At 58.0% G+C, this 13,211-nt stretch carries 14 protein-coding genes; 8 read left to right on the forward strand and 6 right to left on the reverse strand.

The window, feature by feature from the left end:
* Positions 1 to 26: 26 nt before the first annotated feature.
* Positions 27 to 359, reverse strand: coding sequence for a DUF1840 domain-containing protein (locus RAE19_RS11545; protein ID WP_313875019.1), 333 nt, complete (start codon positions 357 to 359; stop codon positions 27 to 29).
* 77 nt (positions 360 to 436) lie between these two features.
* Between RAE19_RS11545 and RAE19_RS11550 the strand changes: the two genes are divergently transcribed.
* Complete coding sequence (locus RAE19_RS11550) at positions 437 to 784, forward strand: polyhydroxyalkanoic acid system family protein (RefSeq protein WP_313875020.1); 348 nt, start codon at positions 437 to 439, stop codon at positions 782 to 784.
* Positions 785 to 843: 59 nt separating this feature from the next.
* On the opposite strand, the gene RAE19_RS11555 is transcribed toward RAE19_RS11550, so the two are convergent.
* Positions 844 to 1,098, reverse strand: coding sequence for an acyl-CoA-binding protein (locus tag RAE19_RS11555; RefSeq protein WP_296509626.1), 255 nt, complete (start codon positions 1,096 to 1,098; stop codon positions 844 to 846).
* 134 nt (positions 1,099 to 1,232) lie between these two features.
* On the opposite strand from RAE19_RS11555, the gene RAE19_RS11560 reads away from it, so the two are divergent.
* A complete protein-coding gene (locus RAE19_RS11560) occupies positions 1,233 to 2,840 on the forward strand; it encodes a wax ester/triacylglycerol synthase family O-acyltransferase (RefSeq protein WP_313875021.1) in 1,608 nt (535 codons plus the stop codon).
* Here the strand turns inward: RAE19_RS11560 and RAE19_RS11565 are convergent, their stop codons facing one another.
* Genes RAE19_RS11565 through RAE19_RS11580 form a run of 4 tightly spaced genes read right to left on the reverse strand, consistent with a single transcriptional unit; the run spans position 2,841 to position 6,244 of the window.
* Positions 2,841 to 3,623, reverse strand: coding sequence for a hypothetical protein (locus tag RAE19_RS11565; RefSeq protein ID WP_313875022.1), 783 nt, complete (start codon positions 3,621 to 3,623; stop codon positions 2,841 to 2,843).
* Entirely contained in the window at positions 3,623 to 4,279 is a 657-nt protein-coding gene (locus RAE19_RS11570; RefSeq protein ID WP_313875023.1) for a TetR/AcrR family transcriptional regulator, read from the reverse strand. Before RAE19_RS11570 ends, RAE19_RS11565 begins: the two co-directional genes overlap by 1 nt.
* A gap of 3 nt (positions 4,280 to 4,282) precedes the next feature.
* Positions 4,283 to 5,527 (reverse strand): patatin-like phospholipase family protein, encoded by a 1,245-nt coding sequence (locus tag RAE19_RS11575; RefSeq protein WP_313875024.1) that lies wholly within the window; start codon positions 5,525 to 5,527, stop codon positions 4,283 to 4,285.
* 30 nt (positions 5,528 to 5,557) lie between these two features.
* Complete coding sequence (locus RAE19_RS11580; protein ID WP_313875025.1) at positions 5,558 to 6,244, reverse strand: phasin family protein; 687 nt, start codon at positions 6,242 to 6,244, stop codon at positions 5,558 to 5,560.
* A 225-nt stretch (positions 6,245 to 6,469) separates the two neighbouring features.
* Between RAE19_RS11580 and RAE19_RS11585 the strand changes: the two genes are divergently transcribed.
* The 6 genes from RAE19_RS11585 (at position 6,470) to slmA (ending at position 13,118) form a co-directional block, all read left to right on the forward strand.
* A complete protein-coding gene (locus tag RAE19_RS11585) occupies positions 6,470 to 8,470 on the forward strand; it encodes an SDR family oxidoreductase (protein WP_313875026.1) in 2,001 nt (666 codons plus the stop codon).
* A 339-nt stretch (positions 8,471 to 8,809) separates the two neighbouring features.
* On the forward strand, positions 8,810 to 9,193 hold the full coding sequence (locus RAE19_RS11590) for an H-NS histone family protein (protein WP_313875027.1): 384 nt from the start codon (positions 8,810 to 8,812) through the stop codon (positions 9,191 to 9,193).
* Between the two features lie 128 nt (positions 9,194 to 9,321).
* Positions 9,322 to 10,227 (forward strand): acetylglutamate kinase, encoded by a 906-nt coding sequence (gene argB / locus RAE19_RS11595; protein WP_313875028.1) that lies wholly within the window; start codon positions 9,322 to 9,324, stop codon positions 10,225 to 10,227.
* Positions 10,228 to 10,290: 63 nt separating this feature from the next.
* Positions 10,291 to 10,977, forward strand: a complete 687-nt coding sequence (locus tag RAE19_RS11600; RefSeq protein ID WP_313875029.1) for a response regulator — start codon at positions 10,291 to 10,293, stop codon at positions 10,975 to 10,977.
* A 15-nt stretch (positions 10,978 to 10,992) separates the two neighbouring features.
* Positions 10,993 to 12,405, forward strand: a complete 1,413-nt coding sequence (locus RAE19_RS11605; protein WP_313875030.1) for a sensor histidine kinase — start codon at positions 10,993 to 10,995, stop codon at positions 12,403 to 12,405.
* A 68-nt stretch (positions 12,406 to 12,473) separates the two neighbouring features.
* Positions 12,474 to 13,118 (forward strand): nucleoid occlusion factor SlmA, encoded by a 645-nt coding sequence (slmA, locus tag RAE19_RS11610; RefSeq protein ID WP_313875031.1) that lies wholly within the window; start codon positions 12,474 to 12,476, stop codon positions 13,116 to 13,118.
* The last annotated feature ends 93 nt before the right edge of the window (positions 13,119 to 13,211 follow it).

Genomic DNA, 13,211 nt, shown 5'->3' on the forward strand with positions numbered 1-13,211 from the left:
CTGGCGCGTTTGACTCAGTCGCAGGGTCAAACGCCCCATGTTATGTCTTTGCCTGCTGCCAGGCAGCGGCGGGCCATATCCAGCAAGGGTGAGGCTCGCTGACGCAAACTCACCCCTTCTGGTGTTGCGGCTTCTTCCCCTCTTTCTTGCGCTTCGAGTGCCGCCTGAATGCGGTGTGCCTCTTCTTTGGCAATGGCCTCCTCGACGGCGCTGATGGCCGCAGGCATGTCCGCGGCGAGCAAAATCCCCTTGCGCAGGCTGTCTTCGTCCGTACGCCCCCAGAGGGTCAGGATCTGCCGGCCATTGGGTTCCAGCATGATGACGTCGCTGGCTACTTTAGATTTGAATTTGTAGAGCATGGCAGGGGCCGCAGTAGTTCTATGATGTGGTGGGCTGCGATTGCAGCAACTACAGCATACTGGCAAGAGGAGCATCCGTGGCGGACATACACATACTGCGCGAACATAGCCTGGGTTTTGAGGCTGCCCGCAAGATTGCCTTTGAGTGGGCGGAACAGGCCGAACAGGAGTTCGATATGGAGTGCACCTATGTCGAGGGCGATGGCCTAGATGAAGTGATCTTCAAGCGCTCAGGCGTGAGCGGCATGCTGCAGGTGAGCGAAGCCAAGTTTGAACTCAGCGCCAAACTGGGCTTTTTGCTGGGTGCTTTCAAAGACAAGATTGAAGGCGAGATTGTCAAAAACCTCGATCAACTGCTCAAGCCCAAAGCTGCCACGAAAGCAGCGACCAAGGCAGCCACCAAAGCAGTGGCGAAAAAAAAGTAGCGCAAGCGCTACTTTTTTAATAGCAGACCCCGCATATTCTGCGGGCGCTACTGGCTGAATTAGCTCAAAGATTCGATCAAGTCGATGTACTGTTGCATGGCGTCATCGTTGCTGATGCCTTTGAATCCATTCCAAGCATCCCACTTGGCGCGTCCCACCATGTCAGCGAAACCGGGTTTCTTTTCGGTGTTGTCACCGGCAGTCGCTTGCTTGTAAAGCGCATAGATTTTCAAGAGCGTGCCATTGTCAGGGCGCTCGCTCAAATTTTTGGAATTGGCAACAGCGGCTTCAAAAGCGGCTTTCAAATCGGCCATGGTTTTCTCCGTTCGGTGAGATGCAAGAAACTAGGGGAACACCCGATGCATGCAGGTGCCTGACCCGTATCTTAAGCGGCGTTTTACCCCCAGAATAGGCAGCTTCCCCCACACGTGTTCTGTTCGGAGAAACCATGGTCACCCGAGTTATTGCCAAGAAGGTTGCAAGCAAGGCCCGCAGCACGATCGCTGAAACGGTAGCGCCGGTCGCCCCAGTGGCCAAAAGTGTGACGCGCCGTGCCCGCAAGGCCGCCGGCACAGTGCAGAAAAATGTGGCGGATGCCGTCGCAGGCACTTTGGGCTTGCAGGGTGAACGCATGTCCAAGGTCGATACCGCATGGCTACGCATGGACTCCAGTGCCAACTTGATGATGATCGTGGGTGTGTGGGTGACCAAGCCGGGCCTGCCCTTGGCGGACCTCAAGTTGCGCGTCGAAGAGCGCCTGCTCAAGTACCCTCGATTCAAGCAGCGGGTGGTGGAAGACGCGGCCGGCGCGACGTGGGTAGAGGACGCCGATTTTCAGCTCGATCGCCATGTGGTCACCGAAACCTTGGCGAAAAAACCCCGCGGGCGTGAGCAGGAGGCTTTGCAAGAGCGCCTTGCCGCCTTGACGATGGAGCCTTTGGATCGCGACCGCCCCTTGTGGCAGTTTCATTTGGTCGAGAACTATAAGGGCGGCTCTGCCCTGATGGTGCGGATTCACCACTGCATTGCAGATGGCATTGCCCTGATCTCGGTGACCCAGTCTCTGGTGGATGGCGGTAGCCCGCCGCCCCAACGCCGCAGCAAGGCGGCACGTGCCCAAGGGATGGATGGCGCAGAAGAATGGCTGAGCGATGCGCTGCTCAAACCCTTTACCCATCTGGCAGTGAAAGCACTGGGTGCTGCCGGGGATGGCGCGGTGAAGTCCATGTCTTTGCTGATGGAGCCGCAAAAGGGCATGGAGTCTGGCATGCACAGCTCGGTCGACATGGCCAAGATGGCCTACCAGGTCGTGAGCGACTTGGCAGCCTTGGCCCTGATGCCGGACGATTCGCCCACGCGCCTCAAAGGGCAGCCTGGCAATGCCAAGCGGGTAGCTTGGTGTGCGCCGCTTCCACTGGAAGAGGTGAAAGCCGTGGGCAAGGCCTTGAATTGCTCCATCAATGATGTGTTGCTGAGCTGCGTGGCAGGCGCCATTGGTGCCTATTTGCGTGAGCAGGGCGATGCTGTGAGCGGCAAGGAAATCCGGGCGATGGTGCCGGTCAATTTGCGACCGCTGGAGCATGCCTACAAGCTGGGCAACCAGTTCGGGCTTGCGCCTTTGGTGCTGCCCATCGGCTTGGATAACCCGGTAGAGCGGGTGTACGAGGTGCGTGCCCGCATGCGCGGCCTCAAAGGCAGCATGCAGCCACTGTTGGCCTTCGGTTTGTTGGCAGTGGCTGGTTTGCTGATCAAGCCGGCGCAGGATGCTTTGCTGAGCTTGTTCTCCAAAAAGACCACGGCCGTGATGACCAATGTGCCCGGACCACGGGAGAAACTCAAAATCTGCGGTTCTACGATCGAGGAAAACCTGTTCTGGGTGCCCCAGAGCGGGTCCGTCGGCTTGGGCGTTTCTATTTTGAGTTACGGCGGCGGTGTGCAGTTCGGCGTCGTGACGGATGCCACGCTGTGCCCGGATCCTCAAAAAATCATTGACCAGTTTGAGCCGGAGTTTGCCAAGCTGTCGGTATTGACCTTGATGCTGCCCTGGGGCGAGTGATCAGTCTGCGAGTTCGGCCTGTATTTGCAGGACGCCCAGGTGCTCCATGGCGTCTCTGGGGCTGACCGCTGCGGCGCTCGCATAGAGTTCCATTGCTTCGGCCTCGTGGGCCTCCGGATCGAGCATTAGCAAGCCGCGCGCGTATTCGGACAGGGCCAAGGGCGCGTGGGGTATCAGGGCCATGCCTGCGCGAAAGTGTCGAATCGCAACGTCCGGGTGGGCGCCGTAGGTGATGTTGCCAATCATCGCTCCGACCTTGTCAATCACCTCCGCATGAAAAGTGCCCAGCGCCAGGTGGGCATCTGCATGCAGCGCTTGCAATGCAATCGCCGTTTCAAACGCTTTTTTTATCTTTTCGCCATGCCCTTGCGCAAGGGCTTGGGCCACGCTGGTGCCTTGGCTGTAGCGACCGAGTGCATAACCATAAAAGTAATGCGCGTTTGGGTTGTGCGGTTCGTGATTGATCTGCCGGAGTGCCCGCTCCGCCGTGTCGCAATACAGCTTGAGACGGGTGGTTTCACTGGGCTCCAAAAAGTCTGCATGGATCAGGCAAGCCTTATTGGCCACAGTGACGCCGGCATAGCCCAGCAAGCGGCCCGCATGAAATGCGGCCTCAAACTCCCCGCGGTGGAACAGCGCCCATGCTGACAATAGTTCAGGGTCGGAGGGCAGGGGCTCTGCGTCGCCGGCGTGCAATGCGGCCCAATGCGCCGGTAAATTGACGGCATCCAATGCACGCAAGTGCACATGCGGATAAGGTTGCCAGTCGAGCGCCCCCAGCATCAAGGCGCCTGGTACGCACCGCTGAGTTGCAGCAAGTGGTTGCGTTGTTGGACTTGCAGGTACGGTACCAGGAGGTTGAGCACATGTTGGCCACCCCGCAAGAGCGCCGCTTGGGCACTTGCGGGCTCCAAGGCGTTGCGGGGGTCACGCACATATTCAAAGCTCAGCCAATACGTCAGCACCACCACCATGCTGGTGGCTGTGGGCTCCATCTCGCGGATGTCCATTTGCAGGGATCCGGTGCGCGCCATGCACTCCAGCATCGCGCGGATGGAGCGGGTCTTGTTCTTCAAAACGCTCTGGAAATGGGTCTCCAGGCGGCGATTTTTGCTGAGCAAGTCGTTCAAATCGCGGTACAGGAAGCGGTACTGCCAAATCAGCTCGAACAGCGTGTGCATGAAGAACCATGCGTCTTCCACGTCGCGGACATTGTCACTGGCGTTCAGCAGTTCATTTAGCGCACGCTCGTACCGGTCAAACAGCGAGTTGATCAGCTCGTCTTTGGCTGGATAGTGGTAATACAGGTTGCCAGGGCTGATGCCCAGCTCGGCAGAAATCAAGGTGGTCGAAACGTTGGGCTCACCAAAGCGGTTGAACAGCTCCAGGGTGGTTTCCAGAATCCGCTCAGCGGTGCGTCGGGGCGCTTTTTTAACCATGGGTCAGTGCCTCAACATAGTCTTGTGGTGAACCACTTGCGATAGATCTTCCATAACGCCCTCCAATGTACCCAAAGCTTGGCCCCAGCGTGACGTTGGTGGGCTCGGCGCGATGAGTTGGCGTGTGTTGTCGTTGAGTATCGGTAAATTCAAAGTGATGCCGTGGCGGAGTAGTTGTTCCGACAGGCGAGCGCGTTGGGCGCGTAGCAGGGCGCGCGTCTGTTGATACGCGTGCTCGGCCAGCTGCCGGCGTTGTGCGTAGCTGAAGGTGTTGGCGAGGTACAGCTCCGGGTCGCGGTGGTCCGGCTCCAGCAAGACGATATCGGTGTGCGGGTAGGCGTGGGCATAGTGCTTCATGCCCAACTCCATGCGGGAGTGGATCATCGAGCGAAAGGTCTGACTCATCACGGAGGGCAGGCCCCCGTCCACCATGCGGGGAATGGGGCGGCTTCCCCTGGAGGCGCCTGCCGCGTCTTGCGCATGGGCTTGTGGCGAACTCGCATCGAAGGGCACCAAAGGGTTGAGACACAAGAGCAAGTCAGCACCCTGCTCTAAGGCCACCGAGGCGTGCATGGTCTTCTTCATCGCGCCGTCGACGTAGTACTGATCGTCAATCACGACGGGCGGAAACAAGCCGGGCAGCGCGGAGCTCGCCTGAACTGCTTTGGAGATCGGTACATGGTCCCAGCCATTGCTGCCGAACGCGACGGCCTGTGCACTGTCGAGTTGCGTGGCTACCAGTGTGAGTTTGCAGGCGAGTTGGCGGAAATCATTCGTTCTTCCCGGTTTGCTGAACAAACGCGCGAGTTGTGTATCAATCTGCCGATTAGAGAAAACACCGGTCGGCAGCGCGGGCGCCATGCGCTCAAGCGCCTGTACCAAAGAGGCGCGACCGCGGAGCATGTCCCAGCCGACGGCCCCCATCAGTCCTGGTACCAGGAGGCCGCGGCGCAAAAACTCGCCATAGGCGGGTTCCATCAGCCACGAGGGATCGAAGTAATCACCCGAGCGCGGATCGTTTTCAATAAAAGAGGCACAAAGCTGTCGCGGAGTCATTCCGTTGGCCAGCGCCGCAGCAATAAATCCCCCTGCAGATACCCCGACGTAGTGATCCAGTTGGTTGAGGTCGATGCCCCCCAGGCCCTCTTCCAGGGCGCACAGCGCACCTATTTCATAGATGGCGCCTAGCGGACCGCCGCCGGCCAGGGCCATGGCGATTTTGGGGCGGGTGCGTTGTGGTGCCTTCATGCGGTGCAGTGTAGTGTTTGGAAAGGGGGTTTAATGCTGCGCTGCAACAGGTGGCCGGACGTGAAAGAGGGCGCTCGCGCGCCCTCTTTCTTTCAACCGTGTGGCTGGGTGGTATTTATTCGCTGGCCTTGGCAGCGGCCGGAGTGGCGGACGCTTTTTTGGCAGCTGCGCGTGGAGCGCGTGCTTTCTTGGCGGAGCCGGCTTGCTGGTTGCAGCGGGAGCCGTCACTTTTTTGGCCGCCGCCTTTTTCTTCAGTGGTGTTGCCGGTGAGCTGCTTGCAGCTTTGCCTGTGGACGACTTGGGTTGTGCGGACAGCTGTTGAACGGCATGGTTCAGTGCATCAATGCGCTCGATAAGCGATGTCACTTCTTTGGCAGACGGGACGCCGAGTTTGTGGAGCGCTTTGGCCACGCGCTCTTCAAAAATGTTTTCCAGTTTGTCCCACTGTCCGGTTGCCTTGCTGCTGATATCGGTGGCCATGGTGGACATTTTTGCCGTGGCTTCGTTGATTTTGTCTTCCGCCGCAGCTTGGGTCTTGCGCTGAATACTGACGCCTTCTTTCACCAGGGCTTCGAATGCTTTGCTTCCCTCTGCTTGGGCGCGGGTGAATGCCCCGAGGCCGGCTTGCCAGATCTGTTGTGCAGAGTCCTTGACGGATGCCGACAAGGGGCTGCCGGCGGCAGGGGCGGGTTTGTTTTTCTGAATTTTCTTGACCATGAGAGCTCCTCTTTTGAGTGTGACGTGCAGCAAGGGTGGGTGTCTCCACTTGCGTGGGAATGACTCTAAGCGCTGAACCCGCGGGTGTGTAGATGGCTTCCACTAAGAAGCACGGTCGTTCGCAACCGTATTGCCTGCAGTATTGGAGCCGGCGGGTTAGTCGGGTTAACGATGAAATCCGCGAGCCCAAAGTCCGTCAGAATAAATTCATTAACAGGAGCATGTATGCGGTATTTCGTCACGGGAGCTACAGGATTCATTGGTAAACGTCTGGTCAAGAAGTTGTTGCAGCGCAAAGGCGCTACGGTGCATTTCCTGATCCGGCAAGAGAGTGAAGAAAAGGTAGCGGGGTTGCGGGAGTATTGGGGGCTGACGGACAGCAAGTCCCAAGGGCGGGCCGTTCCTGTTTTTGGCGATCTCAAAGGAAAAAAACTCGGAGTTTCTGCAGAGACCGTCAAAACCCTGAAAGGGCAGGTGGATCACTTCTACCATTTGGCTGCGGTTTATGACTTGGAGGCTGATGAGGAATCTCAGATCGCGGTGAATGTAGACGGCACGCGAAACACGGTGGAGTTCGCCAAAGCTATCGATGCGGGCCATTTCCACCATGTGTCTTCGATTGCTGCCGCGGGTCTGTATGAAGGCGTATTCCGCGAGGATATGTTTGAAGAAGCGGAAAACTACGATCATCCTTACTTCATGACCAAGCACGAGAGTGAAAAAATCGTGCGCAAAGAATGCAAGGTGCCGTGGTCGGTGTACCGCCCCGCCATGGTAGTCGGCGACAGCACTACCGGCGAGATGGACAAGATCGATGGTCCGTACTATTTTTTCAAGCTGATTCAACGCATGCGTCAGTTGCTCCCGCCATGGATGCCATCTATCGGCCTGGAAGGGGGGCGGGTCAACATTGTTCCGGTTGACTTTGTGGTCGATGCGCTGAACGCGATCAGCCACAAGCAAGGGATCGCCAAGCAGTGTTACCACCTGGTAGATCCCGTCGGCTACCGGGTGGGTGATGTCCTGGATATTTTCAGCAAGGCTGCACATGCGCCGAAGATGAACATATTTGTGAACGCTGCCTTGTTGGGGTTTATTCCGCGTAGCGTGACCAAAAGCCTGATGGCGCTGGCACCGGTGCGGCGGGTGCGCAGTGCCATCATGAAGGACCTGAGCCTGCCCGAAGACATGATGACCTTCATCAACTACCCGACCCGCTTTGATTGCCGGGGGGCTTTGGCAATGCTCAAGGGCACGGGCGTCGAGTGCCCGAATCTCAAGGATTACGCGTGGAAGCTGTGGGACTACTGGGAGCGTCACCTCGACCCCGATTTACATATTGACCGCACCTTGCGAGGCACTGTGGGGGGCAAAGTGGTGTTGATCACCGGAGGGTCATCCGGTATCGGGCTGGCAGCGGCCCATAAGTTTGCGGAGGCGGGTGCCACGACCATCATCTGCGGTCGCGACGTGGATAAATTGAAAGAGGCCTGCAAGGAAGCCAAGGCCAAGGGGTATAACTTTGTGGCGTACCCCGCAGATATTGCCGATATGGCCGATTGCGACCGTTTTGTGGCCTTGTTGATTGAAAACCATGGAGGCGTGGACTTTTTGATCAATAACGCGGGTCGCTCCATCCGCCGCGCCATCGAGTCGAGTTATGACCGTTTCCACGACTACGAGCGCACCATGCAATTGAATTATTTTGGTTGCTTGCGGGTGACCATGGGTTTATTGCCGGGTATGGTGGCCAAGAGAAAAGGGCATGTGGTCAATATCAGCTCCATTGGCGTGCTGACCAATGCCCCGCGATTCAGCGCCTATGTGGCCTCCAAGGCTGCGCTGGATGCCTGGACACGCTGCGCATCCAGCGAGTTTGCGGATCAAGGTATCAGTTTCACCACCATCAATATGCCTTTGGTGCGCACACCAATGATTGCCCCCACCGGTATTTACAACAATGTGCCCACCCTCTCGCCCGAGCAAGCGGCCGATATGGTGGCCGATGCCTGTATCAGTAAACCGGTGCGGATTGCCACTCGGCTTGGTATTACGGGGCAGGTGATGCATGCGTTGGTACCTCGTATTGCCCAGATCGCCATGAATACCAGCTTCAGAATGTTCCCGGACTCCTCCGCAGCAAAAGGGGCCAAACCCGGGGAAAAATCGAAGCTATCTCCCGAAGCCATTGCCATGCAGCAAATGATGCGGGGTATTCATTTCTAAGCTGTATTTACTGTCGCCAGCAGGGGGGCATTCGTTTTGGCCTCCCTGTGTGAGTGCATCGGGTCACGCAGGTTTTGTACATAACCCTTGAATTCGGTAAATGTCACGCCGCTGCAATAAATAGTTCGCCTTGGGGGGGGGCTCCCGCGGCAAATATGCCCAAGAAGAGTGCGCAAGCCGTGAAAGTCAAACGGTCATTAATGCGTAGACCCCATACTTACTGCGTATTTTCTCCACTAGGGCGTTCCTCTATTTGTTGCACCATTCAATGCACTATCTAGAGATAAATCTACTCTTATGAGAGAATTCGACCGTGTTTTTTTGTTTTAGGAGTAAATTTTGTCTAATCTCATCGATATTCAGTCGCAAATCGAAAAGCTGCAAAAACAGGCAAATGAAATTAAAGCCAAAGAATTTCACAGCACGGTGCAAGAGATCCTGGTGAAAATGCAGGCTTTTGGTATCACGGTCAAAGACCTGCAAACTACCAAGCCCTCCAAGGGTCCCAAACAAAAGTCGAAAGAAGCCGCACCCAAAGCCGCTAAAAAAGACAAAAAGGCGGGTGCAAGCGTTGCTGCCAAATATCGCGGCCCTAATGGAGAAACATGGTCCGGACGTGGCCTGACTCCCAAGTGGCTGTCGGCTTTGATTGCCCAGGGTCAGCCTAAAGAGAGCTTTGCGATCGCTCCTCAAGACGGCACTACCGCCAGCAGCGCTTCGTAAGCTTTTTGCTGTTGCGAGCCCGGTTGCATGCTCGGCTCTCGCATGGTGTTGCGGGGTGTGCTCCGGGAGCAGTGCGGCACAATCCGCCGCTGTAATTTTTCCAATGTCTCTCCCAACGGATGTCTTGCATGACCGACGCTTCTTCCCCCGCCGCCGCGACCATCGCCCCTTTTGACCAGGCCCAGATTCTGGCGCGGGCCTTGCCCTACATCCGCAAGTTCCATGGCAAGACCATGGTCATCAAATATGGCGGCAACGCCATGACCGATCCCGCGCTGCAAAAAGCCTTTGCGGAAGACGTGGTGTTGCTCAAGCTGGTCGGTATCAATCCGGTCGTGGTGCATGGTGGCGGGCCTCAAATTGAAGGTCTGCTCAAACGCCTCGGTAAAAAAGGGGAGTTCATCCAAGGGATGCGGGTCACAGATCCCGAAACCATGGAAGTGGTCGAATGGGTACTCGGCGGCGAGGTCCAGCAAGATATCGTCGGTTTGATCAATCAGGCTGGCGGCAAGGCGGTCGGTTTGACCGGGCGCGATGGCGCCATGATCCGCGCCCAGAAGCTCAAGATGCTTGACAACGCAGACCCCACCAAAGAACACGACGTGGGTCAGGTCGGGGATATTGTCAGTGTCGATCCCAGTGTGGTGAAAGCCTTGCAAGACGATGCATTCATCCCGGTGGTCAGCCCGATTGGTTTTGGTGAGAACAACGAGAGCTACAACATCAACGCCGATGTGGTGGCTGCCAAGCTGGCCACGGTGCTCCAGGCCGAAAAGCTGATGATGTTGACCAACATCAGCGGCGTGCTGGACAAGCAGGGCGCCTTGATGACAGACCTGACCGCCCAGCGGATTGATGAGTTGTTTGCCGATGGCACGATCAGCGGCGGCATGTTGCCCAAAATCGCCGGTGCGCTGGATGCGGCCAAAAGCGGTGTCAACTCGGTCCACATCATCGATGGACGGGTGCCCCATGTGCTGCTGCTCGAAATCCTGACGGATCAAGCCTTCGGCACTATGATCCGCTCCCATTGAATTTGGTCGCTATCATTTTTGTAGCTGCTTGCGCAGATATCACTTGGGCTTGAAAGGTAATTGATGCGTCTGTTACTTGTAGAAGATGACGTGATGGTTGCCAGCGGCATCAAACTGGGTTTGTCTGACGCCGGTTATGCCGTCGACTGGGTGGGCAGTGCTGAGCGCGCGCTGGAGGTCACCAGCACAGAGTCGTTTGATGTGGCGGTTGTGGACATCGGCTTGCCGAATATGGATGGCCTCTCGCTCACCCAAGCGATGCGCAAGTCAGGCCAGACCATGCCGGTATTGATCCTCACCGCGCGTGATGCGCTGCAGGATCGGGTCCAGGGGCTGGACATGGGCGCGGATGACTACATGGTCAAGCCTTTTGAGCTGCCTGAGTTGTTGGCGCGCTTGCGGGCTTTGCTGCGGCGGTCCCAGGCGGCCACTTCCTCGGTGCTGAGCTTTGGTCCGCTGGAGCTGGATACCGCGCAGCGCGTCGCTTGCATCCGGGTAGACGGTGCGGCGGCTACTGCGCTTGAGCTCGGTCCGCGGGAGTGGACTGTGATGGAGTACCTGCTTTTGCAGGCTCCCAAGCCCGCAAACAAAGACAAGCTGCTGCAGGCGCTGACAGGCTGGGACAAAGAAATCACCCCCAATGCGGTGGAGGTGTACATCTCCCGGCTCAGAGGGAAGTTAGAGCCGCATGGCGTGGCGTTGCGCTCTATCCGCGGTTTCGGATACCGGCTAGAACTAGCCGCGGCCTGAGTGGTCCCCTCTGGCATGTCCAAGGGTTTGCAGCGGCGTTTGCTGTTGCTGCTACTGCTCCCCTTGTTTTTGTTGGCCATGCTGAACGCGTGGTTTGACTTTCGCTCTGCCGACAGTGCCGCCTTGCAGCAAGACCGGCAATTGGTCCGCATGGTCCCTTTGCTAGCGGATTCGGTGGTTGCCAAGGGCGATCTGGCGTCGCCGGCCTTGGTGCTGCTCACGGCACCGCCCGTTGATGAGTTTTTGAATAGCCGCCCCGGCATGTCGGCCATGGCCGTCGTTGGCATGGATGGCGTTGTGCGCGCTGGGGCCGACTGGCTCTACGGTATGCCGCCCAGCACCAAGGAGCCTGCTTTTTCGAGCCAGGAGTTTGAGGGCGTCACCTACCGCATCGTCAGCCAGAGGGTGCAAACCGTGGCGGGTGAGCTCGTGGTGCGGCTTGCCGACGGTTCCGACCCCCGCCAGCAATGGCTGCGTTTGCTGGCGTTGAAGGTGTTGCTACCGAACTTGATTTTGGCTTTCGCCGGATTTTTTGCGGTGCGTTGGGCGGTGGGCACCGCTTTGCGTCCCCTGCTAACCCTGCGCGAGGCTTTGGAGCGTCGCTCCCCGAGGGATTTGTCCGCCCTTGACCCCGATGCGTCGCCAGACGAGGTGAGGCCCTTGGTGGAGTCGCTGAACCGCTTGTTCGGCCTGGTGAATGCGCAGGCAGAAAGCCAGGCCCGGTTTGTTGCGGATGCCGCGCACCAATTGCGCACCCCGCTTGCCGGTTTGCAAGCACAGGTCGAGGCATGGGCGCAGGTGGTGGATCCGCATGGAAGTAAGGGAAAAGCGGCAATAGCCCCCGAAAGAGCTGCACCTAACGCTATCACTTTAGGAGCGGATCAGGTTTTGCGGCTTCGCCATGCGGCGCGGCGCACTTCGCAGCTTGCCAATCAATTGCTGGCCTTGTCGCGGGCGGATTCGCGCAGCGCCAACATTCAGCCACTGCAACGCGTGGACCTCTTGCAGCTGTGTGAAACGCTGTTGGAATCCCAGCTGGATGCGGCCATGGCCAAACAAATAGACCTCGGGCTGGATGTCAGCCCGGTTCATGTAAGTGGCCAGGAGTGGTTGCTGCGCGAGCTGATGACCAACTTGGTGGACAACGCGATCAAATACACGCAAGAGGGCGGCCGGGTCACGATCCGTTGCGGGCAACAAGGCCAGGCATTTCTGGAGGTCGAAGACGATGGCCCCGGTGTGCCCTCCGGTGAGCGCTACCGGGTGCTGGAGCGCTTCTATCGGGTAGCGGGTACCGCCGTGGAGGGCAATGGCTTGGGCCTGGCCATTGCCAGCGAAATCGCCCATGTCCACCGCAGCCAGTTGGAGTTGCAGGCAGGTGCTGGAGGCAAGGGGCTGCGGGTGACACTCCGCTTTCCCCTCGCTTGAAAAGTCAGGCGCGTTGCGCGTGCGAGAATTTAAGTGAACACTAACTAGCCCTTGAGACCAGACGTGCCATGACTGATACCTCTGTTGAGACACCATCTGCCGACGCGCCAACGCGCAAGCGGCCCAAACCCGGAGAGCGCCGGGTTCAGATTCTCCAAATGTTGGCCAGCATGCTGGAGCAACCCGGTGGCGAACGCATTACGACCGCGGCATTGGCCGCGCGGCTGGAGGTCAGCGAGGCCGCGCTGTACCGGCATTTCGCCAGCAAGGCGCAAATGTTTGAGGGCTTGATTGATTTCATCGAGCAGACGGTTTTTTCGCTGATCAACCAGATCATTGAAAAAGAGGCCGCCGACCCCGCCCCCGATGTCGGCGTGCGGCAGTCGCACCGCATTCTCAGCATGTTGGTGCAGTTTGCCGAGAAGAACCCCGGCATGGCCCGTGTGATGGTGGGGGACGCACTGGTGCTGGAGCACGAGCGCTTGCAGCAGCGCATGAACGCGCTGTTTGACAAAGTGGAAGCCACGGTCAAGCAATGCCTGCGGGATGGCCGCTTGGCGGCACCGGCGCAGGTGGGTGCGGTCGATGCGCAAATTCAAGCTTCTACGGCGGTGGCTTTTGTGGCGGGCCGCTTGCAGCGCTTTGCCCGATCCGGGTTCAAGCGCTTGCCGTCGGAGCACCTCGACAGCGCATTGGGTTTGATGCTGGGGTAAACCCTAGTTTGCCTTAGGAGTGACCCTCTAGAGGGGGTGGGTACTTCACAGTGTCGAGTGAAATGCTGCAAAATAGCACGATCGTTCTATTTT

It is taken from the genome of Rhodoferax potami (assembly GCF_032193805.1).
In the GTDB taxonomy this organism is placed as follows: Bacteria; Pseudomonadota; Gammaproteobacteria; order Burkholderiales; family Burkholderiaceae_C; genus Allorhodoferax; species Allorhodoferax potami_A.

Excerpts from the sequence above, each read along its gene's own strand:
- RAE19_RS11560 (WP_313875021.1), top strand. The coding sequence starts at position 1,233 with ATGGTCACCCGAGTTATTGCCAAGAAGGTTGCAAGCAAGGCCCGCAGC.
- RAE19_RS11570 (WP_313875023.1), bottom strand. The coding sequence starts at position 4,279 with ATGGTTAAAAAAGCGCCCCGACGCACCGCTGAGCGGATTCTGGAAACC.
- RAE19_RS11605 (WP_313875030.1), top strand. The coding sequence starts at position 10,993 with ATGTCCAAGGGTTTGCAGCGGCGTTTGCTGTTGCTGCTACTGCTCCCC.
- RAE19_RS11580 (WP_313875025.1), bottom strand. The coding sequence starts at position 6,244 with ATGGTCAAGAAAATTCAGAAAAACAAACCCGCCCCTGCCGCCGGCAGC.
- RAE19_RS11565 (WP_313875022.1), bottom strand. The coding sequence starts at position 3,623 with ATGCTGGGGGCGCTCGACTGGCAACCTTATCCGCATGTGCACTTGCGT.
- RAE19_RS11555 (WP_296509626.1), bottom strand. The coding sequence starts at position 1,098 with ATGGCCGATTTGAAAGCCGCTTTTGAAGCCGCTGTTGCCAATTCCAAA.
- RAE19_RS11585 (WP_313875026.1), top strand. The coding sequence starts at position 6,470 with ATGCGGTATTTCGTCACGGGAGCTACAGGATTCATTGGTAAACGTCTG.
- slmA (WP_313875031.1), top strand. The coding sequence starts at position 12,474 with ATGACTGATACCTCTGTTGAGACACCATCTGCCGACGCGCCAACGCGC.
- RAE19_RS11545 (WP_313875019.1), bottom strand. The coding sequence starts at position 359 with ATGCTCTACAAATTCAAATCTAAAGTAGCCAGCGACGTCATCATGCTG.
- argB (WP_313875028.1), top strand. The coding sequence starts at position 9,322 with ATGACCGACGCTTCTTCCCCCGCCGCCGCGACCATCGCCCCTTTTGAC.
- RAE19_RS11575 (WP_313875024.1), bottom strand. The coding sequence starts at position 5,527 with ATGAAGGCACCACAACGCACCCGCCCCAAAATCGCCATGGCCCTGGCC.
- RAE19_RS11600 (WP_313875029.1), top strand. The coding sequence starts at position 10,291 with ATGCGTCTGTTACTTGTAGAAGATGACGTGATGGTTGCCAGCGGCATC.